The organism is Mesorhizobium sp. BH1-1-5 (genome assembly GCF_020165615.1).
In the GTDB taxonomy this organism is placed as follows: Bacteria; Pseudomonadota; Alphaproteobacteria; order Rhizobiales; family Rhizobiaceae; genus Mesorhizobium.
In genome coordinates this window covers 53,047-71,575 of the sequence record NZ_JAIUIM010000019.1, presented here as the reverse complement: position 1 = coordinate 71,575, position 18,529 = coordinate 53,047, and the positions used below count along the sequence as shown (strand labels likewise).

The 18,529-nt window shown below is 64.3% G+C and carries 20 protein-coding genes and 1 pseudogene; 17 read left to right on the top strand and 4 right to left on the bottom strand.

Annotated features, from left to right (window positions below; genetic code table 11):
* Nucleotides 1-21: 21 nt before the first annotated feature.
* The 10 genes from glyA to LB572_RS23685 all read left to right on the top strand — a co-directional run bounded on the left by glyA (nt 22) and on the right by LB572_RS23685 (nt 7,701).
* Nucleotides 22-1,335, top strand: coding sequence for a serine hydroxymethyltransferase (gene glyA, locus LB572_RS23735; protein WP_224669425.1), 1,314 nt, complete (start codon nt 22-24; stop codon nt 1,333-1,335).
* Nucleotides 1,336-1,446: 111 nt separating this feature from the next.
* The gene (locus LB572_RS23730) at nt 1,447-2,037 is read left to right on the top strand and encodes a hypothetical protein (protein WP_412033587.1); all 591 of its coding nucleotides are present in this window, start codon (nt 1,447-1,449) and stop codon (nt 2,035-2,037) included.
* A gap of 112 nt (nt 2,038-2,149) precedes the next feature.
* On the top strand, nt 2,150-2,629 hold the full coding sequence (gene nrdR, locus LB572_RS23725; protein WP_126082941.1) for a transcriptional regulator NrdR: 480 nt from the start codon (nt 2,150-2,152) through the stop codon (nt 2,627-2,629).
* 2 nt (nt 2,630-2,631) lie between these two features.
* On the top strand, nt 2,632-3,762 hold the full coding sequence (ribD, locus tag LB572_RS23720) for a bifunctional diaminohydroxyphosphoribosylaminopyrimidine deaminase/5-amino-6-(5-phosphoribosylamino)uracil reductase RibD (protein ID WP_224669423.1): 1,131 nt from the start codon (nt 2,632-2,634) through the stop codon (nt 3,760-3,762).
* Nucleotides 3,762-4,379, top strand: coding sequence for a riboflavin synthase (locus LB572_RS23715; RefSeq protein ID WP_224669422.1), 618 nt, complete (start codon nt 3,762-3,764; stop codon nt 4,377-4,379). The genes ribD and LB572_RS23715 overlap by 1 nt, the downstream gene beginning before the upstream one ends.
* Nucleotides 4,380-4,435: 56 nt before the next feature.
* A complete protein-coding gene (locus tag LB572_RS23710; RefSeq protein ID WP_140807935.1) occupies nt 4,436-4,729 on the top strand; it encodes a DUF1778 domain-containing protein in 294 nt (97 codons plus the stop codon).
* 37 nt (nt 4,730-4,766) lie between these two features.
* Entirely contained in the window at nt 4,767-5,243 is a 477-nt protein-coding gene (locus tag LB572_RS23705) for a GNAT family N-acetyltransferase (protein WP_412033585.1), read from the top strand.
* A gap of 255 nt (nt 5,244-5,498) precedes the next feature.
* Nucleotides 5,499-5,993: a 6,7-dimethyl-8-ribityllumazine synthase gene (gene ribH, locus LB572_RS23695; RefSeq protein ID WP_140807938.1), complete on the top strand. Its 495-nt coding sequence runs from the start codon at nt 5,499-5,501 to the stop codon at nt 5,991-5,993.
* A complete protein-coding gene (gene nusB, locus LB572_RS23690) occupies nt 5,990-6,484 on the top strand; it encodes a transcription antitermination factor NusB (RefSeq protein WP_224669420.1) in 495 nt (164 codons plus the stop codon). Before ribH ends, nusB begins: the two co-directional genes overlap by 4 nt.
* The gene (locus LB572_RS23685) at nt 6,481-7,701 is read left to right on the top strand and encodes an MFS transporter (protein ID WP_224669419.1); all 1,221 of its coding nucleotides are present in this window, start codon (nt 6,481-6,483) and stop codon (nt 7,699-7,701) included. The genes nusB and LB572_RS23685 overlap by 4 nt, the downstream gene beginning before the upstream one ends.
* 58 nt (nt 7,702-7,759) lie before the next feature.
* Here the strand turns inward: LB572_RS23685 and LB572_RS23680 are convergent, their stop codons facing one another.
* Nucleotides 7,760-8,332, bottom strand: coding sequence for an NADPH-dependent FMN reductase (locus tag LB572_RS23680; RefSeq protein ID WP_140807944.1), 573 nt, complete (start codon nt 8,330-8,332; stop codon nt 7,760-7,762).
* Nucleotides 8,333-8,631: 299 nt separating this feature from the next.
* On the opposite strand from LB572_RS23680, the pseudogene LB572_RS23675 reads away from it, so the two are divergent.
* The 5 genes and pseudogenes from LB572_RS23675 to LB572_RS23655 form a co-directional block, all read left to right on the top strand.
* Nucleotides 8,632-9,483, top strand: a pseudogene (locus LB572_RS23675) (ABC transporter substrate-binding protein); the annotation flags it as partial.
* 212 nt (nt 9,484-9,695) lie between these two features.
* Nucleotides 9,696-10,862, top strand: coding sequence for an ABC transporter permease (locus tag LB572_RS23670; RefSeq protein WP_224669418.1), 1,167 nt, complete (start codon nt 9,696-9,698; stop codon nt 10,860-10,862).
* The gene (locus LB572_RS23665) at nt 10,859-11,797 is read left to right on the top strand and encodes an ABC transporter ATP-binding protein (protein ID WP_140807950.1); all 939 of its coding nucleotides are present in this window, start codon (nt 10,859-10,861) and stop codon (nt 11,795-11,797) included. The genes LB572_RS23670 and LB572_RS23665 overlap by 4 nt, the downstream gene beginning before the upstream one ends.
* On the top strand, nt 11,794-12,543 hold the full coding sequence (locus tag LB572_RS23660) for an ABC transporter permease (protein WP_224669417.1): 750 nt from the start codon (nt 11,794-11,796) through the stop codon (nt 12,541-12,543). Before LB572_RS23665 ends, LB572_RS23660 begins: the two co-directional genes overlap by 4 nt.
* A 255-nt stretch (nt 12,544-12,798) precedes the next feature.
* A complete protein-coding gene (locus LB572_RS23655) occupies nt 12,799-14,940 on the top strand; it encodes a sodium-translocating pyrophosphatase (protein ID WP_224669416.1) in 2,142 nt (713 codons plus the stop codon).
* A gap of 95 nt (nt 14,941-15,035) precedes the next feature.
* On the opposite strand, the gene LB572_RS23650 is transcribed toward LB572_RS23655, so the two are convergent.
* The 3 genes from LB572_RS23650 to LB572_RS23640 form a co-directional block, all read right to left on the bottom strand.
* The gene (locus LB572_RS23650) at nt 15,036-16,025 is read right to left on the bottom strand and encodes a glycosyltransferase family 2 protein (protein ID WP_224669415.1); all 990 of its coding nucleotides are present in this window, start codon (nt 16,023-16,025) and stop codon (nt 15,036-15,038) included.
* 1 nt (nt 16,026) lies between these two features.
* On the bottom strand, nt 16,027-16,572 hold the full coding sequence (locus tag LB572_RS23645; RefSeq protein WP_224669414.1) for a dTDP-4-dehydrorhamnose 3,5-epimerase family protein: 546 nt from the start codon (nt 16,570-16,572) through the stop codon (nt 16,027-16,029).
* A 155-nt stretch (nt 16,573-16,727) separates the two neighbouring features.
* Nucleotides 16,728-17,252 carry an outer membrane protein assembly factor BamE gene (locus LB572_RS23640; protein WP_140809213.1) on the bottom strand — a complete coding sequence of 175 codons (525 nt, stop codon included), beginning with the start codon at nt 17,250-17,252 and terminating at the stop codon, nt 16,728-16,730.
* A gap of 117 nt (nt 17,253-17,369) precedes the next feature.
* Here LB572_RS23640 and LB572_RS23635 point away from each other — a divergent pair, with 117 nt between their 5' ends.
* Together LB572_RS23635 and LB572_RS23630 are read left to right on the top strand one after the other, a co-directional pair.
* The gene (locus LB572_RS23635; RefSeq protein ID WP_140809215.1) at nt 17,370-17,912 is read left to right on the top strand and encodes a ubiquinol-cytochrome C chaperone family protein; all 543 of its coding nucleotides are present in this window, start codon (nt 17,370-17,372) and stop codon (nt 17,910-17,912) included.
* 11 nt (nt 17,913-17,923) lie between these two features.
* A complete protein-coding gene (locus LB572_RS23630) occupies nt 17,924-18,472 on the top strand; it encodes a YceD family protein (protein WP_224669413.1) in 549 nt (182 codons plus the stop codon).
* Nucleotides 18,473-18,529: the final 57 nt, after the last annotated feature.

The window sequence follows — 18,529 nt, the reverse complement described above, 5'->3', positions numbered from 1 at the left end:
GGCCCCAAGGGAAAGCAAGCCATGTCAAATGTCGCGGCATCCTCCAGCAAATTCGAATCCTTTTTCGAGACCACGCTTGCCGACGCCGATCCGGAAATCTTCGGCGCCATCCGCAACGAGCTCGGTCGCCAGCGCCATGAGATCGAGCTGATCGCATCGGAAAATATCGTGTCGCGCGCCGTGCTCGAAGCGCAGGGCTCGATCATGACCAACAAATACGCCGAGGGCTATCCGGGCAAGCGCTACTATGGCGGCTGCCAGTTCGTCGACGTGGCCGAGGAACTGGCCATCGAACGCGCCAAGAAGCTGTTCGGCTGCAATTTCGCCAACGTCCAGCCGAACTCGGGCAGCCAGATGAACCAGGCGGTGTTCCTGGCGCTGCTGCAGCCCGGCGACACTTTCATGGGCCTCGATTTGAATTCGGGCGGCCATCTCACCCATGGCTCGCCCGTCAATATGAGCGGTAAGTGGTTCAAGGTCGTCTCCTACGGCGTGCGCAAGGAAGACCACCTGCTCGACATGGACGCGATCGAGAAGACCGCGCATGAGACCAAGCCGAAGCTGATCCTGGCCGGCGGCACCGCCTATTCGCGTATCTGGGACTGGAAGCGTTTCCGCGAGATCGCCGATGCGGTCGGCGCCTATCTTATGGTCGATATGGCGCATATCGCGGGCCTCGTCGCCGGCGGCGTGCATCCGTCGCCGCTGCCCCATGCCCATGTCGTGACCACGACGACCCACAAGTCGCTGCGCGGTCCGCGTGGCGGCATGATCCTGTGCAACGACGAGGACATCGCCAAGAAGATGAATTCGGCGGTGTTCCCGGGCCTGCAGGGCGGTCCGCTGATGCATGTCATCGCCGCCAAGGCGGTGGCGCTCAGCGAAGCGCTGAAGCCGAGCTTCAAGGCTTACGCCGAAAGCATTGTCGCCAACGCCAAGGCGCTGGCCTCCAGCCTGCAGGAGACTGGCCTCGACATCGTCTCGGGCGGCACCGACAACCATCTTATGTTAGTCGACCTGCGTCCGAAGAACGCCACCGGCAAGCGCGCTGAGGCGGCTCTCGGCCGTGCCAACATCACCTGCAACAAGAACGGCATCCCGTTCGATCCGGAAAAGCCGTTCGTGACGTCGGGCGTGCGTCTCGGCACGCCGGCCGGCACCACGCGCGGTTTCGGCCAGGCTGAATTCCGCGAGATCGGCAAGCTGATCGCCGAGGTGCTGGACGGTCTGAAGGTGGCGAATTCCGACGAAGGCAATGCGGCGGTCGAGGCCGCGGTGAAGGCCAAGGTCACGGCGCTGACCGACCGCTTCCCGCTCTACCCCTATCTCGGCTGATCGACGGTAGGTTGCCCTCCTTCGGTTGACCGCGCGACATACGTCATCTTTTATCCTCGCGCTTCGCGCCGCTCCCTGGTCGGGCGGCGCGGCTTACCGGAGACTTTGATGATGCGCACTTTCCGTCTTGCCACCCTGGCCCTGTCCGGCTCGCTGGCCGTTTTCGCCCTGTCCGGCGCGGTCGCGCAGGAGCAGACGCAATCTGCTTCCGACATGCCGGCCACCAATACCTTCGGCAAGTGGACCACCATCATCGATACGCTCGACACGGGGCAGGACGCGCACAAGACCTGTGCCGCCTCGACCGCCTTCGTCGACGGCAACGGCAACGCCGGCTCGCTGACGCTGTCGATCTCGACCGGCGATGCGCTGCCGCCGGATGCGTACCCGGCCATCATGTTCATTATCGACAACAAAACCCTGCCGACTGGCAACAAGATCGCCGCCACCTTCGGCGACCCCGGCGTGAAGGTCTCCGCGACGGTGAGCTCCAACGCCGCCGCCGGCGGTCGTCCCAGTTGGATGGTCGACAACCAGGCCAAGACCAGCCTCGCCCTGCTGCGCGCCATGCGCAAGGTCACCTCGCTCGATGTTACCTTCGGCAAACAGAAGGTCACCAGCATCCCGATGGACGGCTTCACCAAGGCCTATCGCAACCTCGGCACGTCCTGCGGGTTTTCGACCAAGGACGTTGCGCCCTGAGGCTGCCGGCCGGTCGGGCAGGGCGCTGGCAATCTTGCTCGCGCCTCGCTATCTCTGGGGCATAAAAGGCTCTAAGCCTGTCGCCCACAGAATCGCGAACCCAAGGCTCTCTATGCGCTGCCCCTATTGCCAGTCCGAAGATACGCAGGTGAAGGATTCGCGTCCCGCCGAGGATGGCGCCGCGATCCGCAGGCGGCGGGTGTGCCCCGATTGCGGCGGCCGGTTCACGACCTTCGAGCGCGTCCAGCTGCGCGACCTCGTCGTCGTAAAGAAGTCCGGACGCAAGGTGCCGTTCGATCGTGACAAGCTGCTGCGCTCAGTCGAGATCGCCGTGCGCAAGCGCAATGTCGACCCCGAACGCATCGACCGCGCCGTGACCGGCATCGTGCGCCAGCTCGAAAGCTCGGGTGAGACCGAAATTGCTTCGGGCGAGGTCGGCCGGCTGGTCATGGAGGCGCTGAAATCGCTGGATGACGTCGCCTATGTCCGCTTCGCCTCGGTCTATCGCAATTTCCGCGAGGCCAGGGATTTTCACGAGCTGCTGGGCGAATTGAAGGGCGACGAGGAAAAGACCGAAGAGGACGCCGGCTGATCATGGCGGGACAGCGACTGGACGACGCCGTGCAGGCGGCCCTTGACCGCCGTTTCATGGCCGCGGCCATCAGGCTGTCGCGCCGCAATGCCGGCCGCACCTCGACCAACCCTTCCGTAGGCACCGTCATCGTGCGCGACGACGGCGCCGGACCGATGATCGTCGGCACCGGCGTGACGGCCGTGGGTGGCCGCCCGCATGCCGAGACCGAGGCGCTGGCCGAGGCCGGCGAACTCGCGCGTGGCGCCACCGCCTATGTCACGCTGGAGCCTTGCGCCCATCATGGCCGCACGCCGCCCTGCGCCAATGCGCTGGTCAATGCCGGCATAGCGCGGGTGGTGGGTGCTGCGAGCGATCCCGATCCGCGCGTCTCCGGCAAGGGCTACGCCATCCTGCGCGCCGCCGGCGTCGAGGTGGTGGAGAAGGTGCTGGCCGCCGAAGCTGCCGAGCAGATGGCCGGCTATCTGACTCGTTCTCTGAAAAAACGCCCGGAAGTAACTCTGAAGCTTGCGCTTTCGAGCGACGGCAAGATCGGCCGCAAAGGCGCAGGCCAGGTCGCCATCACCGGCGAGATCGCGCGGCGCGATGTCTATCTGATGCGCGCCGAGTCCGACGCCATCCTGATCGGCATCGGCACCGCGCTGGAGGACGACCCGGCGTTGACCGTGCGCCTGCCGGGATTGGAGAACCGCTCGCCGGCGCGCATCATCCTCGATCGGCAGATCCGGTTGCCGGAGGCGTCGAAGCTGGTGTCCGGCGTCGACCGCGTGCCGCTCTACGTCGCCGCTTGCCTGGAGGCCGATCCGCATCGGCGCTCGGCGCTGGAACGCGCTGGCGTACGCTTCATCGGCACCGAAACCCATGATGGCGTCGTCGCTTTGCCCGAATTGCTGGAAGACCTTGCCGCGCTCGGCATGGCAAGCGTTTTGGTCGAAGGCGGCGCCCAGGTGGCCAAGGCCTTCCTCGATGAAGATCTTGTCGACCGCATTGTCCTCTTCCAAGGCCCGGACGCCATCGGTGAGGACGGTATTGCATCGCCCATCGACGCCGACCATATCCCGGCTGGATTTCGCAAATCGCGTGACATGCGTTTCGGCGAGGACAGTTATGCCGAATGGGTGAGGAACCTTTAATGTTTACCGGAATTGTCACCGACGTTGGCACGGTAGCCGCTGCGAAGCCGCTCGCCGAGGGCATCGGCCTGCGCATCGACACCGCCTATGATCCTGACACCATCGCGATTGGCGCTTCGATTTCCTGTGGTGGCGTCTGCCTCACCGTGACCGCGCTTCCCGAGCAAGGCTCGAACGCGCGCTGGTTCGAGGTCGAGGCCTGGGAGGAAGCGCTGAGGCTGACCACCGCCTCGAGCTGGAAACCCGGTACCCGTATCAACCTCGAACGGGCGCTGAAGATCGGCGACGAGCTCGGCGGCCACATCGTCTCCGGCCATGTCGACGGCATGGCCGAGATTATCGAGCGCAAGGAGGAGGGCGATGCCGTGCGTTTCACCCTCGAAGCGCCACGGCATCAGGCCAAGTTCATCGCGCCGAAAGGTTCGGTCGCGCTCGACGGCACCTCGCTCACCGTCAACAAGGTCGAAGGCACCCGCTTCGACGTGCTGCTCATCCATCACTCGCTGACTGTCACCACTTGGGGCGAGCGCCACGCGGGCGACCGCGTGAACCTCGAGATCGACACCATGGCCCGCTACGCGGCGCGCCTGGCCGAGGCGGCGAAAGAGGGGCTTTGAGGCCTCAGCCTTGAAATTGCCGGCCATTGGCCGTACATTGCCGCAGGAGAGCGACAATGACGGCACACCCACCACGCGGCCGCGTTCGTGGCGAGCGTTTGGAAACACGCGTCACGGCCGACCAGAAGAGCCTTATCGAGCATGCTGCGGCGCTACAGGGCCGCACCGTGACGGATTTTGTGCTGACCAGCCTCCAGGAAGCTGCCCGCCGTGCAATCGAGGAGCACGAGCGCCTGGAGCTGTCTATCCGCGACAGCCGGGCCTTCGTGGACGCTCTCGTCAATCCAAAACCAGTGAACGATCGCTTGCGCGATACGGTACGTCGGTATCGACAAGCCACTGGCATCTGAAGTGGCAGGCTCGACTGAAGCCCCTCTGCGAGTTGAGGTGCTCGGTCCGCTGCATGACAGAAACTCATTCGAAAGCGGCGCAGAACCGCTCGATCGATATCTTCGACTGCAAGCTGGGCAAGATGCCCGCAAGAATATTGCGGCGCCCTTCGTGCTAGTCACGCCGAATGGAGCTATCGCCGGTTACTACACGCTCTCATCCACTGCGGTGAATGTCGGCGAATGGCCTGCCGAGACAGTCCGCAACTTGCCGCGCTATCCACTCATTCCGGCGACGCTGCTTGGACGCTTGGCCCTCGATCGACGGCACCAGGGCAAGGGTTACGGCCGATACCTTCTGGCCGATGCATTGCACCGGTCTCTCCGTAGTGAGATCGCCTCGTTCGCGGTCATTGTCGACGCGAAGGACGAGAACGCGCGGCGCTTCTATGAACGCGAGAGTTTCTTGCCATTTCCGGATCAACCGATGAAGCTGTTTCGACCAATGGCCGATATCGCGGGATTGTTCAGATGAAAAAGGGGACTCCAACGGAGAGTGATAATTCCGAGATCAAGGAACGGCTGACACGCGAAGCAATGGCCGATGTGGATGCAGGCCGTGTGGTAGACCACCGAGCCGTTCTTGCCTGGGCTGAAAGCCTGGGTACCGGCTGTCCGCTTCCGCCGCCTCGGATAAAGATGCGATAGACCAAGCGGCACCCAGACCAATCTTCCGCTTGCGATCAACCCGGCTTCGGCCTAAGTCACCGGCAACCCCCCGGAGACTTTTATGGCTGGAACATCCCAACACGGCAAAGCGTTCATTCGCCCGAAGGCGAAGGCGCATCTGCTCATTGTCGAAGCGCGTTTTCACGATGATCTCGCCGACGCCCTGCTCGAAGGCGCCACCAGCGCGCTCGACGAGGCTGGCGCCACCTATGACGTCGTCACGGTTCCCGGCTCGCTCGAGATACCGGCGGTCATCACCTTCGCGCTCGACGGCGCCGCCGAAGGCGGCACGCATTACGACGGCTTCGTCGCGCTCGGCACTGTCGTCCGCGGCGACACCTATCATTTCGACATTGTCGCCAATGAATCGAGCCGCGCACTTATGGACCTTTCGGTGCAGGAGGCGATCGCGATCGGAAATGGTATCCTGACCACGGAGAACGACGCGCAGGCTTGGGCGCGCGCGCGCAAGACGGAAGGCGACAAGGGCGGCTTCGCCGCGCGCGCGGCGCTGACCATGATCGCGCTCAAGGAGAAACTCGGAGCCCAATCGTGACCGAACCCGCCTCGACCGGTGCGGTGCGCCACGCCAACAAGCGCGGTGCCGCCCGTCTTGCCGCCGTCCAGGCGCTCTACCAGATGGATGTGTCCGGCAGTGGCGTCTTCGAGATCACGGCCGAATACGAAACCTTCCGCCTCGGCAAGGAAGTCGACGGCGCGCTCTACCGCGAGGCCGACGCGCAATGGTTCCGCGCCATCCTGACCGGCGTCGTCGAGAACCAGAAGACCATCGACCCCGTCATCCGCCAGGCGCTGACCGAGGACTGGCCGCTGTCGCGGCTGGATTCGACGCTGCGCGCCATCCTGCGCGCCGGCGTCTATGAATTGATGAAGCGCGAGGACGTGCCGGTGGCCGTCATCGTCTCCGAATATGTCGACATCGCCAAGGCGTTCTACGAGGAAGACGAACCGAAGCTGGTCAACGCCGTTCTTGATCGTGTCTCGCGCCGGGTTCGCGGCGAGCGGCGTGGCAAGGACGCTTCGTGACGACCGCAACGGCCGCGGTCGCCGAGGCCGGCAGCGAAGGGCGTCGCACCGCGGTGCTGCTTGCCGCCGCGCAGGCGATCGTCGGTTCGGCCGCGCCGATCGCCATTTCGCTTGGCGCGCTTGCCGGGCAATACCTGCTCGGTCCCGACAAGTCGCTGGCGACGGCGCCGGTCACCGGCTTCAACATCGGTGTTGCGCTGGGCGCCTTGCCGGCCGCCGCCATCATCCGCCGGCTCGGCCATCGCGGCGGCTTCATGACCGGCACCGTGGTCACCGCGCTCGGCGGCCTGATCGCGACCATCGCGCTCTTCCGGGGGAGCTTCTGGCTGTTCGCCTTCGGCCTCGGCGTCATCGGTGTCGGCGGCGCCTTCGTCCAGCAGTTCCGCTTCGCTGCCGCCGACAACGCGCCGCCCGAGTTCAAGGCGCGCGCCATCTCCTTCGTGCTGGCGGGCGGCATCGTCACGGCCATCCTCGGGCCTCAGATCGTCATCTACACCCGCGAATTGCTGGCCCCGGTGATGTTTGCCGGATCCTTCGTCTCGATCCTCCCGCTCGCGGCGGCCGGCGCGCTCATCCTGTCATTCCTGCGTGTTTCCTCGCGCGCAAGCACCGTGACTGAAACCGATGCAAGCGATGCCCGGCCGCTGGCTGAAATCGTCACCCAGCCACGTTTCGTCGCGGCGCTTTTCTGCACCGTCGGCAGCTACGCGCTGATGAGCTTCGTCATGACCGGCGCGCCGCTCGCCATGGTCGGCTGCGGCCTGTCGGAAGACAATGCGACGCTCGGCATCTCCTGGCACGTCATGGCGATGTTCGGGCCGAGCTTCTTCACCGGTGCGCTGATCCATCGCTTCGGCGCCGAACGCATCGTCGCCACTGGCCTTGTCCTGCTGATCGGCTGCGGCGCCGTCGCGCTTTCCGGACTGGCGCTGTGGCAGTTCTGGACGGCGCTGATCCTGCTCGGGCTCGGCTGGAATTTCGGTTTCATCGGCGCCACGGCGATGGTCGCCGCCAGCTACCGGCCTTCGGAGAAGAGCAAGGTCCAGGGTTTCCACGATTTTGTCCTGTTCGGCTCCGTCGCCTTCGCCTCGCTGATGTCGGGCGCGATCTACAATGCCTGGGGTTGGACCATGCTGAACTGGATCGTCTTCCCGGTCGTCCTGCTTTGCTTTGTGGCGCTCGGCACGTTGAAGTTGGTGGGCGCTCCCAAATTTTGAAGAAGGCGTCCGACCAGTTCTCCCGGCCACTTGAACAATCTGCCTGAGGCGGCCAGCGTCAGGCATCCGGCGGGAGCACCTGCAGGACCCGCGCGATGAACATGTGGAACTCGTCCATATAGTTGCGCAGGAATGTCTCCGTTGACTCCACCGTCACCTCCCCATCGTCGGTGATCAATCCCGGAGTGAACTGAATGTAGGCTTCGGGCGAGTTCATCTGGGGTGCGTTGCAGAAGCTGAGCACGCTGCGCAGGCTCTGCTGAGCGACCGCGGTCGCGATCGCGCCGGGCGACGTTCCGATGACAGCGGTCGGTTTGCGGGCAAAAGAGTTCTTGCCGTATGGGCGACTGGCCCAGTCGATCGCATTCTTCAGACCGCCGGGGATCGATCGGTTGTACTCCGGCGTGACGAAAAGCACCGCCTGGACGGACGCGATGGCTTTCTTGAACTTCAAGGCGACCGGCGGAAAATCGGCATCATAGTCGTAGCTGTAAAGCGGCAGGTCCTTGAAGGAGATTTCCATCATTTCAAGCTCGGGCGGCGCCAGTCTGACGAGGGCCTTCGCAAGCTTGCGGTTGATGGAGCCCTTGGCAAGGCTGCCGATGAGGTAGCCGACTTTATGCTTGGCCATGACACACTCCTGTTGTGGCCGCCGACCCGCCTTTCCTAATATTCCTCAGAACAGGGCAGACCGCCAGCCGGCCTTAGGTCGGCATTGCGCTGCGCCGGATGGAGCAGGGCCCAAGCCCGGGCCGAACAAAATTATTGCGCCTGTCCCCCTAGTTATGAAACCGTATGCCCCGACTGGCCGTTAAAGCCATGCTCATATGCGGCCACCGATCGATCGGTTCATAGCAAGGGATTTTCACAATGTTTTCAATGAGAAAGATCGCTTTCGCGGCGATGGCGCTCGGCATCGCGACGGCATCGGCGAATGCCCAGGTGGTGGTGTCTTCCAAGATCGACACGGAAGGCGGCGTGCTGGGCAACATCATCCAGCTCGTGCTCAACGCCAACAACATCAAGACCACCGACCGTATCCAGCTCGGCGCGACGCCCGTGGTGCGCAAGGCGATCACCGCCGGGGAGATCGACATCTATCCCGAATACACCGGCAATGCCGCTTTCTTCTTCCAGAAGGCCGACGATCCGGTCTGGAAGGATGCCGCCAAGGCCTACGAAACCGCCAAGAAGCTCGACTACGCCGCCAACAAGATCGTCTGGCTGTCGCCATCGCCGGCCAACAACACCTGGGCGATCGCGCTGCGCAAGGAGGTGGCCGACGAGAACAAGCTCGTCACCCTGACGGATTTCGGCAAATACGTCGCGGGCGGCGGCAAGGTTGTGCTTGCGGCTTCCGCCGAGTTCGTCAATTCGGCGGCAGCACTTCCGGCCTTCCAGACGACCTATGGCTTCAAGCTGAAGCCCGACCAGCTGATCACTCTTTCCGGGGGCGACACCGCCGCGACCATCGCCGCTGCCGCCAACCAGACCAACGGTGCCAACGCCGCCATGGTCTACGGCACCGACGGCGGCATCCAGCCCTCCGGCCTCGTCGTGCTCGAGGACGACAAGGGCGTGCAGCCCGTCTATCAACCCGCGCCGATCATCCGCGAAGAGGTCCTGAAGCAGCATCCCGAGATCGAAGCGCTGCTGAAGCCGGTCTTCGCCAAGCTCGATCTCGTCACGCTGCAGGAGCTCAACGGCCGTGTGCAGCTGGGCGGCGAGCCCGCGAAGGGCGTGGCGGAGGATTTCCTCAAGAAGAACGGCTTCCTGAAGTAACAACCCAGCCTGAAAAGCGCGAAGCCGGTGCCAGGTACCCCCCTCTGTCCTGCCGGACATCTCCCCATCAAGGGGAGAGATTGGCAACTGCTGCCTCTCGCTTCCTTCTCGACCCAGGGGGATTGGCGAAAGCGCTCGCGACATCTGATCTCCCCCCTTGAGGGGGAGATGGCCGGCAGGCCAGAGGGGGGCGCTTCGCGCAAACGCTCTTCATGACCCTGCGTTTCGACAAGCTCGGCGTGGTCATCGCCGCGATCGTCGCCTACGCCGCTTTCCTGGCCCCCTTTGCCACGTTCCGCGCCAACCGGATCGTACCCGGGCAGGCGCGTTCGATCCTCGAGTCGTTGCCGCCCACGCTTGGCATGCTGTTGCTGGCGATAGCGATCGCGGCCGCAATCGTCGCCTTGCTCAGGACGCCGCTCGCCTTAAGACTGGCGGCCAGCGTCGTCGCGCTTGTCGCGCTTACGATCCTGATCGGCGTTGCAGGCGGTTTCCTGACACCCGCCGGCAACACCTTCGCCCGCGTCGCGCCGGCTTCCGGTTTCTGGCTGCTGATCTTTGCCTTCACCTTGCTGCTGGCCGATGTGCTGACCAGGCTGAACCTGTCGCCCTGGGCGCGGGTCGGTGTGCTTGTGCTGGCCGCTTTGGCAATCGCCGCGCTGCTTGTCTCCGGCAACTGGGACAGTCTGTCCATACTCAAGGAATATGCCAGCCGCGCCGACAGCTTCTGGGCCGAAGCTTCCAAGCACGTCACGCTGGCGCTTGGCTCGCTGGCCGGCGCGGTCATAGTCGGCATACCGCTTGGCATCCTTTGTCATCGCGTCGAGAAACTGCGGGCGGGGGTGCTGAATGTGCTCAACATCATCCAGACCATCCCGTCGATCGCGCTCTTCGGCCTGCTGATCGCGCCGCTCGGCTGGGTCGCCCTGCATGTGCCAGGCGCCGCCGCAATCGGTATCAGGGGCATCGGCATCGCGCCCGCCTTTGTGGCGCTCTTCCTCTATTCGCTGCTGCCGGTGGTGGCCAACACGGTGGTTGGGCTGGCTGGTGTACCCCGCGCGGCCAACGACGCCGCGCGCGGCATGGGCATGACCGATCGCCAGCGCCTGTTCGACGTCGAGTTCCCGCTCGCCTTTCCGGTGATCCTGACCGGCATCCGCATCGTGCTGGTGCAGAATATCGGCCTTGCCACCATTGCCGCGCTGATCGGCGGCGGCGGCTTCGGCGTGTTCGTCTTCCAGGGTGTCGGCCAGACGGCGATGGATCTGGTGCTGCTCGGCGCGCTGCCCACCGTGGCGCTGGCCTTTGCGGCGGCCATCATCCTCGATGCGGTGATCGAGATGACCGCCACCAAGCGCAGGGTAGTTGAAACGGCATGATCGAGATCGAAGGCATCACCAAGCGCTATGACGCAACGACGGTGGTCGACAATGTTTCGATGGTCATCGAACCGCGAACCATCGCGACCATTGTCGGCACGTCGGGATCCGGCAAGACGACGCTGCTCAGGATGATCAACCGGCTGGTCGAGCCGACCTCCGGCATCATCAAGCTCGACGGTGCCGACAACCGCTCGGTGCCCGGCTATCAGCTGCGCCGCAGCATCGGCTATGCCATCCAGGGCCACGGCCTGTTTCCGCATCGCACGGTGGCGCAAAACATCGCCACCGTGCCGCTGTTGCTCGGTTGGGACAGGGATCGCATCAAGGCCCGTGTCGACGAGCTGATGACGCTCTACCAGCTCGACCCGCAGGCCTACGGCCCGCGCTACCCGCATGAGCTTTCCGGCGGCCAGCAGCAGCGCGTCGGCGTCGCCCGCGCCTTGGCCGCCGAGCCCAACGTGCTTTTGATGGATGAGCCGTTCGGCGCGCTCGACCCGATCATCCGCACCAAGGCGCAGGAGGATCTGCTGGCGATCCAGAAGCGTTTCGGCACCACCATCATCCTCGTCACCCACGACATGGAAGAGGCGGTGCATCTGGGCGACAAGATCGCCGTCATGGATGCTGGCAAGCTGGTGCAATACGCCAAGCCGGCTGAGATCCTGGCGAGACCCGCAAGCGATTTCGTCGAGACATTGGTCGGCGCCAGCGAAAGGCCGTTCCGGCTGCTGTCGCTCGGGCCTGTGCGCGATGCCGTGGAGCCGGGCGGCGCCGAAGGCGAGGCGATCCCCGGCGAAGCCACGCAGCGCGACGCGCTGGCCGAACTGCTGTGGTCGGGCCGCCCCGCGCTGCCGGTGAAGGGCACGGACGGCAAGCTCATTGGCCGCGTCACCGTCGAAGGTTTGGTGAAGCGTGCGGCGAGGCCGCAATGAAAGCCTGGCTGCCCGCGCTGCTGAGGCTGGCCGTCCTGGCACTGCTGGTGACCTTCATCACCAGCCCCAACTGGTTCGAGCCGCTGCTGAAGCCGCTGACCGAGAATGGCGCGCCGGCGATCTACAACCAGGGCAGTCTGCTGACACTGACCTTGCAGCATCTATCGACCGTTCTGATCGCGACGGTCGCGGCGACGATCGTGGCGGTGGCGCTGGCAATCCTGGTTACCAGGCCGGCCGGGGCCGAGTTCCTGCCCTTGTCGCGCAGCCTGGTCAATATCGGCCAGACTTTTCCGCCGGTCGCGGTGCTGGCGCTTGCCGTGCCGGCCGTCGGCTTCGGAGAGAAGCCGACGCTGATCGCGCTCTTCCTTTACGGCCTGCTGCCGATCTTCGAGAACGCGCTGACGGCGCTCACCACGCTGCCCCGCAACGTGATGGAAGCGGCGCGCGGCGCCGGCATGACCGGCTGGCAAAGACTGACGAAGGTGGAGTTGCCACTCAGCGCCCCCGTGATCCTCGGCGGCATCCGGCTCTCGGTGGTCATCGGCCTTGCCACCGCGACCATCGGTTCAACGGTTGCCGCCAAGACGCTTGGCGAGGTGATCATCGCCGGCCTGATCTCGAACAACCTTGCCTTCGTGCTGCAGGGCGGCCTGATCGTCGCCGCGCTCGCTGTGCTGATCTATGACGGCCTTTCGGCGATCGAGCGTTACGCGGCGCGGCGCATGGGGCAGGGCGCGGAATAACGCTAGGTCTGTGGATTGGGCGAAGGTGCCCTGGCGTCATTTCAATCGATCTAATTCCGAGCCCGCGCTGGCATAACAATTCCTGCCCTCTTCTTTTGGGCGAAAGCCGGGCAAAAACCGAACAATATCTTGACGTTCCAAGCCCTGTTTCGCATACACCCCACCCAAGGGTTGGATTCCGTCAGCGGCATGCATCCCCGTTCCAACGGCCCAGGGAGGGGTTCTTTTGGGCCAACAATCGAGGAAAATCCGGCAATGACCATCATTACCGCCGTCATCGCCTGCGGCTTGCTGTCAGTTCTGTACGCCATCTGGGCGACACGTTCGGTCCTTGCGTCCGATCAGGGCAATCAGCGCATGCAGGAAATCTCCGCCGCCATCCGCGAAGGCGCCCAAGCCTATCTGGCGCGCCAGTACACGACAATCGCCGTCGTCGGCATCGTCGTGCTGCTGCTTGCCTGGTGGCTGCTTTCCATCACAGCCGCGATCGGCTTTCTGATCGGCGCCGTGCTCTCTGGCGCCGCCGGCTTCATCGGCATGCATGTCTCGGTGCGCGCCAACGTCCGCACTGCGCAGGCTGCCTCCAACAGCCTTGCCGCCGGCCTCGACATCGCCTTCAAGTCGGGCGCCATCACCGGCATGCTGGTGGCGGGCCTGGCGCTGCTCGGCGTCTCGATCTACTACCTCATCCTGACCGGCCCGATGGGCCTGCAGCCGAACGACCGTATCGTCATCGACTCGCTGGTTTCGCTCGGCTTCGGCGCTTCGCTGATCTCGATCTTCGCCCGTCTCGGCGGCGGCATCTTCACCAAAGGTGCGGACGTCGGCGGCGACCTCGTCGGCAAGGTCGAGGCCGGCATTCCGGAAGACGATCCGCGCAACCCGGCCACCATCGCCGACAATGTCGGCGACAATGTCGGCGACTGCGCCGGCATGGCCGCGGACCTGTTCGAAACCTATGCGGTAACTGTCGTCGCCACCATGGTTCTGGCCGCCATCTTCTTCGGCGGCACGGCCGCGCTGGGTGCGTCGATGCTCTATCCGCTCGCCATCTGCGGCGCCTGCATCCTGACCTCGATCGTCGGCACCTTCTTCGTCAAGCTTGGTTCCAACGGCTCGATCATGGGCGCTCTCTACAAGGGCCTGATCGTCACCGGCCTGCTGTCGGTCGTCGGGCTCGGCGTCGCCACCTCGGCCACGGTCGGCTGGGGCGAGATCGGCACCGTCGCGGGCATCGCCATCACCGGCAAGAACCTGTTCATCTGTGGCCTGATCGGCCTCCTGGTGACCGGCCTGATCGTGGTGATCACCGAATACTACACCGGCACCAATAAGCGCCCGGTGAACTCGATCGCCCAGGCGTCGGTGACCGGCCATGGCACTAACGTCATCCAGGGCCTCGCTGTGTCGCTGGAATCGACGGCGCTGCCGGCCATCGTCATCGTCGGCGGCATCATCGCCACCTACCAGCTCGGCGGCCTCTTCGGCACGGCAATCGCCGTCACCACCATGCTCGGCCTCGCCGGCATGATCGTGGCCCTCGACGCCTTTGGCCCGGTCACCGACAATGCCGGCGGCATTGCCGAAATGGCTGGCCTGCCCAAGGAAGTGCGCCATTCCACCGACGCGCTCGACGCGGTCGGCAACACCACCAAGGCCGTAACCAAGGGCTATGCCATCGGCTCGGCCGGCCTTGGCGCACTGGTGTTGTTCGCGGCCTATTCGAACGACCTGAAGTTCTTTGCCGCCAACGGCGACAAATATCATTACTTCCAGGGCATGGGCGAAGTCTCCTTCGACCTCTCCAATCCCTATGTCGTCGCCGGCCTGATCTTCGGCGGCCTGATCCCTTACCTGTTCGGCGGCATCGCGATGACCGCCGTCGGTCGCGCCGCCGGCTCGATCGTCGAGGAAGTGCGCAAGCAGTTCCGCGAGGACAAGGGCATCATGGCCGGCACCTCCAAGCCGAACTATGCGCGCGCCGTCGACATCTTGACCAGGGCGGCGATCCGGGAAATGATCATCCCGTCGCTGCTGCCGGTGCTGGCGCCGCTCGTCGTCTATTTCGGCGTGCTGCTGATCTCGGGCTCCAAGGCCTCGGCCTTCGCGGCGCTCGGCGCCTCGCTGCTCGGCGTCATCGTCAACGGCCTTTTCGTCGCCATCTCGATGACCTCCGGCGGCGGTGCCTGGGACAACGCCAAGAAGTCGTTCGAGGACGGTTTTACCGACAAGGACGGCGTCAAGCACCTGAAGGGCTCCGAGGCGCACAAGGCCTCGGTCACCGGCGACACCGTCGGCGATCCCTACAAGGACACCGCCGGCCCGGCCGTCAACCCGGCGATCAAGATCACCAACATCGTCGCGCTGCTTCTGCTCGCCGTGCTCGCGCACGGCTGATTGCAGCTCCGACTCCAAGGCAAAGCCCGCGGGATCGCTCCTGCGGGCTTTTGTTTTCTGGCATCACATCACGCACTCCGCGGCCCTGGGGGCACTCAGTTGTCTTCAGGCCCTTCGCTGCCGTGGCGATAGCGGGTTAGCAACGCGTCGGCGTCTGGTTCTCGCTCGGGCATTGGCGGCAAGCCACGTGTCTGGCGCAGCATGGCAATGAACGCGCCGCGGCGATATTGGCGGCGGAAGGAACGCGCTCGCGGATGCATGCCGAGGGCAGCCAGCAGCCTGCGTTTGAGGTAGCGGGAGCGCTTGAGAGGAGCAGGCTCCTCGGCGTTGCCGAGAAGCCGGACGCGCAACGCGTCCGGCGCATTCATCGCGTCCATCAGGTCTTCCTGCTCCCGCGCCGTGTCTCGCGCATAGCTGCCTTCGCGCTTGCCCGAATGCAGCATGAGCACCGTCAGATGGGGCATTGTCGCGATCACAGCACCTTTGCGCCAGGCACGGAACAGCCAGTCCTGGGAACTCTCGCAAACGCACTGGCTGGCCGGGCGCCACGGTCCAAGCCTTGGCAGCGACGTCCGCCGGATCATTTGCGCAGAGCCGAATCCGACTGTGATGACTGGGTCATAAAAGCCGTCCCGCCCCATCCCGAGGATCATATGCCTGGAACCTTTGCTCGCGGACGACTCGATGACCGCACCTCGGGCGATCACCACATCAGCGCCGGTGGCGTCGATCCAGCCGCACATGGACGCCAGATGGTCGGGAAACCAGAGATCGTCATGGTTCAAGATAGCAACGAAGCGACCGCGGGCTCGGGCAAAGCCGATATTGTTAGGCCCCGATTGCTCGCCGAAATTCACCGGAAGGTCGAGATAGGAGATGCGGGTGTCGCCGAAAGCGGCGACCGTGGTCGCGGTGTCCGGCCGACACGCGTCGCCAATGACTATGGCTTCCCAGTCCTGGAGAGTCTGACCGATGAGGCTCTTCAGTGCTTGATGCAGCACCGCCGGACGATTGTGCGTCGCTATCACGACCGAGACCAGCGGTTCGATCGGTCTGATTGGCGCGCCTTGCTCGGCCGGCTCCATGCTACACCAGCTTATAGGGGATCTGCTCGGTGTCCGGGGGCAGGCGCCAATGGTCCGGCGCGTCATAGGCGTAAGCCTTGTCGACGAGGTTGAGCACCAAAGCAGTCTCCGGTCCGAGCGCGACCACACCGTGCCAGACGCCGGGCGGAATGGTGACGATTGCCGGTCGCAAGGCGCCGACGATCTTGTGCCAGACCGTGCCGGAACTGGGCGAGGCCTTGCGCCCGTCGAAAAGCGATATTCGCACGCTGCCGACGCAGCAGAACAAACGGTCCAACGTCACCGCATGTGCGTGCCAACCCGTCACCGCGCCTGGATACATCGTGCGTTGAAACACTTGCCCGACGGGGGATTGATCGAGAGCCCACTCCCCGCGAAAGACCTCGGTCAGGTAGCCGTTGGACGTCGCGACGGGTCTGATTTCCTTGATGCGGACGCCCTCGATTGCCGGAGGGTCGATTGCAAGCCAGTCGGGCGTTACGGTTGCTTGGTCGGGTGTGCCCCTGGCCATCCAGCCGTCAGGCCCTGCACGCTGATCGCCGGACATTTCAAGCCCTCCCAACCCGGCCGGCTTGATAAGGGTTCGCCCTGGGGATGACAAGCTGGGTTATCCCGTGCATGGAACAAAAACCCGTGAGAGCGATCGCACAGGTTTTGTTGCCGGGAAGGGAGAGGCCGCCGAAAACGGCGGTGCCGGAAGCCTCAGGGCGTACCGCCGCTGCCGCCGCCTGGAATGCCGGGCGCCAGCTTGCTCGCGCCGCTGATGATCTGGCTGAGGAAGTTCTGGTCCTTGCCGCCGGTCGGCGTCGTCCTCGAGATGAAGTCGAAGATCTTGCCGTCCTTGAGGCCGTAATTGGCGATCTGGGTAACGCGGCCGTCGGCGCCGAAATAGACCGCCAGCACGTGCTGGTCGATGATGCGGGGGTTGTCGAAAGCGACGTAGCGCTTGCGCGTCTGCGAGATGTAGTAGAAGGCCTCGTTGTCGAAGGTCGCCGTCGTCGACGGCGTGCCCAGCGCCAAAAGCACCTGCTCGCGGCTCGACCCGACCGGCACCGAATCGATCGCCTGCTGGTCGATGACGTAGCCTTTGGTCAGCGTCTCGCTGGGATGGAGATCGCCGAACATCTTGGACGAATTGCAGGCGGAAAGCGCTGACACCACTACCAGCAGCGAAGCCACGCCCACTGGGGCGGGCGCAAAGAACGACTTGAATTTCAGCGCACCCAACAACAATTCTCCATCACATCCCCGCAACTTGCGCTGGGCCGCAAAACCGGTAAACCAGCTTGCATGCCGATGCAACAAGGCCAAATCAAACAACAGGTCCCCGGGAGACCGCCCTCAATGTTCCAGCGCCTTTTTGGCCGCGAACGCAATGCCAACCGCGCTATCACCGACGCGCTCTACGCACAAATCGTGGCGGCGGCGCGGCAAACGGTGTTTTATTCCGACTGGAATGTGCCGGATACGCCGCTCGGCCGCTTCGAGATGCTGTCGCTGCACATGTATCTTGTCCAGCACCGGCTGCGTGGCGAGCAAGGTGTGGCCGTCGAGGTCGCGCAAGTGCTGATCGACGAGTTCTTCCTCGACGTCGAGCATTCGCTGCGCGAACTCGGCATCAGCGATGTCGGCGTGCCCAAACGCATGAAGAAGCTGGCAAAGATGTTTTATGGCCGTACCGCCGCTTATGACGACGCGCTCAACGAAGACGATCGGGTGGCGCTTGCGGCGGCGCTCGCCCGCAACGTCAGGCCGGACTCCGGCGCCTGGCCGCAGGCTCCGCTGCTGGCGGACTATGTCTGCGAAGCCTCGCAGAAGCTTGCCGCGCAGCCGACCGAATCGATCGTCGCCGGCACCGCCGCGTTCCCGGCCGCCGGGGCCGTGTGAAGGAGGCTGTGATGAAAGACGCCGAATTGCGCAGCCCGGTTTCCTTTGTCGCCAATGTCGCGCGGCTGCCGCAAAAGGGTTTGCCCATCGTGGTCGAGGCCGATGAGCGCCAGCGTGAGGCTCTTGCGGCCGAATACGAACTGCTTTCGGTCGAAAGCTATCGCGCCGAACTGCTTGTGGCTTCCTGGAAGCGCAATGGCATCAAGGTCACCGGACGCATCGAGGCCGACATCACGCAAGCCTGCATCGTCACCCTGGATCCAGTCGCCGCGCATATTGACGAGCCCGTCGAGGCGCTGTTCCTGCCCGAGCAGTCGAAGCTTGGGCGCGAAGGCTTCGAAGGCGGCGGCGAGATCGTCCTCGACGCCGATGGACCGGATAGTCCCGAGACATTTTCCGGCGACACCATCGATGTCGGCGCGCTGGCCGAACAGTTTTTCGGCCTGGCGATCGACCCCTATCCGCGCAAGCCGGGAGCCTCGATCGACGCCGCTGGCGAGGATCGGCCCGAGGAAAGCGAATTCCAGAAAAAACTGCGTTCGCTGCTTGGAAAATCCTGAGAGTGGTCCGGATTTTGGAAAAGTCGGTTGTGCGCAAGCGCAAAACCGCTATTTTCG

Bases quoted from the DNA above. Each gene is read 5' to 3' on its own strand.
- glyA (WP_224669425.1), top strand. From the start codon at position 22: ATGTCAAATGTCGCGGCATCCTCCAGCAAATTCGAATCCTTTTTCGAG.
- LB572_RS23650 (WP_224669415.1), bottom strand. From the start codon at position 16,025: ATGGAGCCGGCCGAGCAAGGCGCGCCAATCAGACCGATCGAACCGCTG.
- nrdR (WP_126082941.1), top strand. From the start codon at position 2,150: ATGCGCTGCCCCTATTGCCAGTCCGAAGATACGCAGGTGAAGGATTCG.
- LB572_RS23645 (WP_224669414.1), bottom strand. From the start codon at position 16,572: ATGTCCGGCGATCAGCGTGCAGGGCCTGACGGCTGGATGGCCAGGGGC.
- ribH (WP_140807938.1), top strand. From the start codon at position 5,499: ATGGCTGGAACATCCCAACACGGCAAAGCGTTCATTCGCCCGAAGGCG.
- LB572_RS23730 (WP_412033587.1), top strand. From the start codon at position 1,447: ATGCGCACTTTCCGTCTTGCCACCCTGGCCCTGTCCGGCTCGCTGGCC.
- ribD (WP_224669423.1), top strand. From the start codon at position 2,632: ATGGCGGGACAGCGACTGGACGACGCCGTGCAGGCGGCCCTTGACCGC.
- LB572_RS23655 (WP_224669416.1), top strand. From the start codon at position 12,799: ATGACCATCATTACCGCCGTCATCGCCTGCGGCTTGCTGTCAGTTCTG.
- LB572_RS23630 (WP_224669413.1), top strand. From the start codon at position 17,924: ATGAAAGACGCCGAATTGCGCAGCCCGGTTTCCTTTGTCGCCAATGTC.
- LB572_RS23665 (WP_140807950.1), top strand. From the start codon at position 10,859: ATGATCGAGATCGAAGGCATCACCAAGCGCTATGACGCAACGACGGTG.
- LB572_RS23635 (WP_140809215.1), top strand. From the start codon at position 17,370: ATGTTCCAGCGCCTTTTTGGCCGCGAACGCAATGCCAACCGCGCTATC.
- LB572_RS23680 (WP_140807944.1), bottom strand. From the start codon at position 8,332: ATGGCCAAGCATAAAGTCGGCTACCTCATCGGCAGCCTTGCCAAGGGC.
- LB572_RS23670 (WP_224669418.1), top strand. From the start codon at position 9,696: ATGACCCTGCGTTTCGACAAGCTCGGCGTGGTCATCGCCGCGATCGTC.
- LB572_RS23710 (WP_140807935.1), top strand. From the start codon at position 4,436: ATGACGGCACACCCACCACGCGGCCGCGTTCGTGGCGAGCGTTTGGAA.
- LB572_RS23715 (WP_224669422.1), top strand. From the start codon at position 3,762: ATGTTTACCGGAATTGTCACCGACGTTGGCACGGTAGCCGCTGCGAAG.
- LB572_RS23660 (WP_224669417.1), top strand. From the start codon at position 11,794: ATGAAAGCCTGGCTGCCCGCGCTGCTGAGGCTGGCCGTCCTGGCACTG.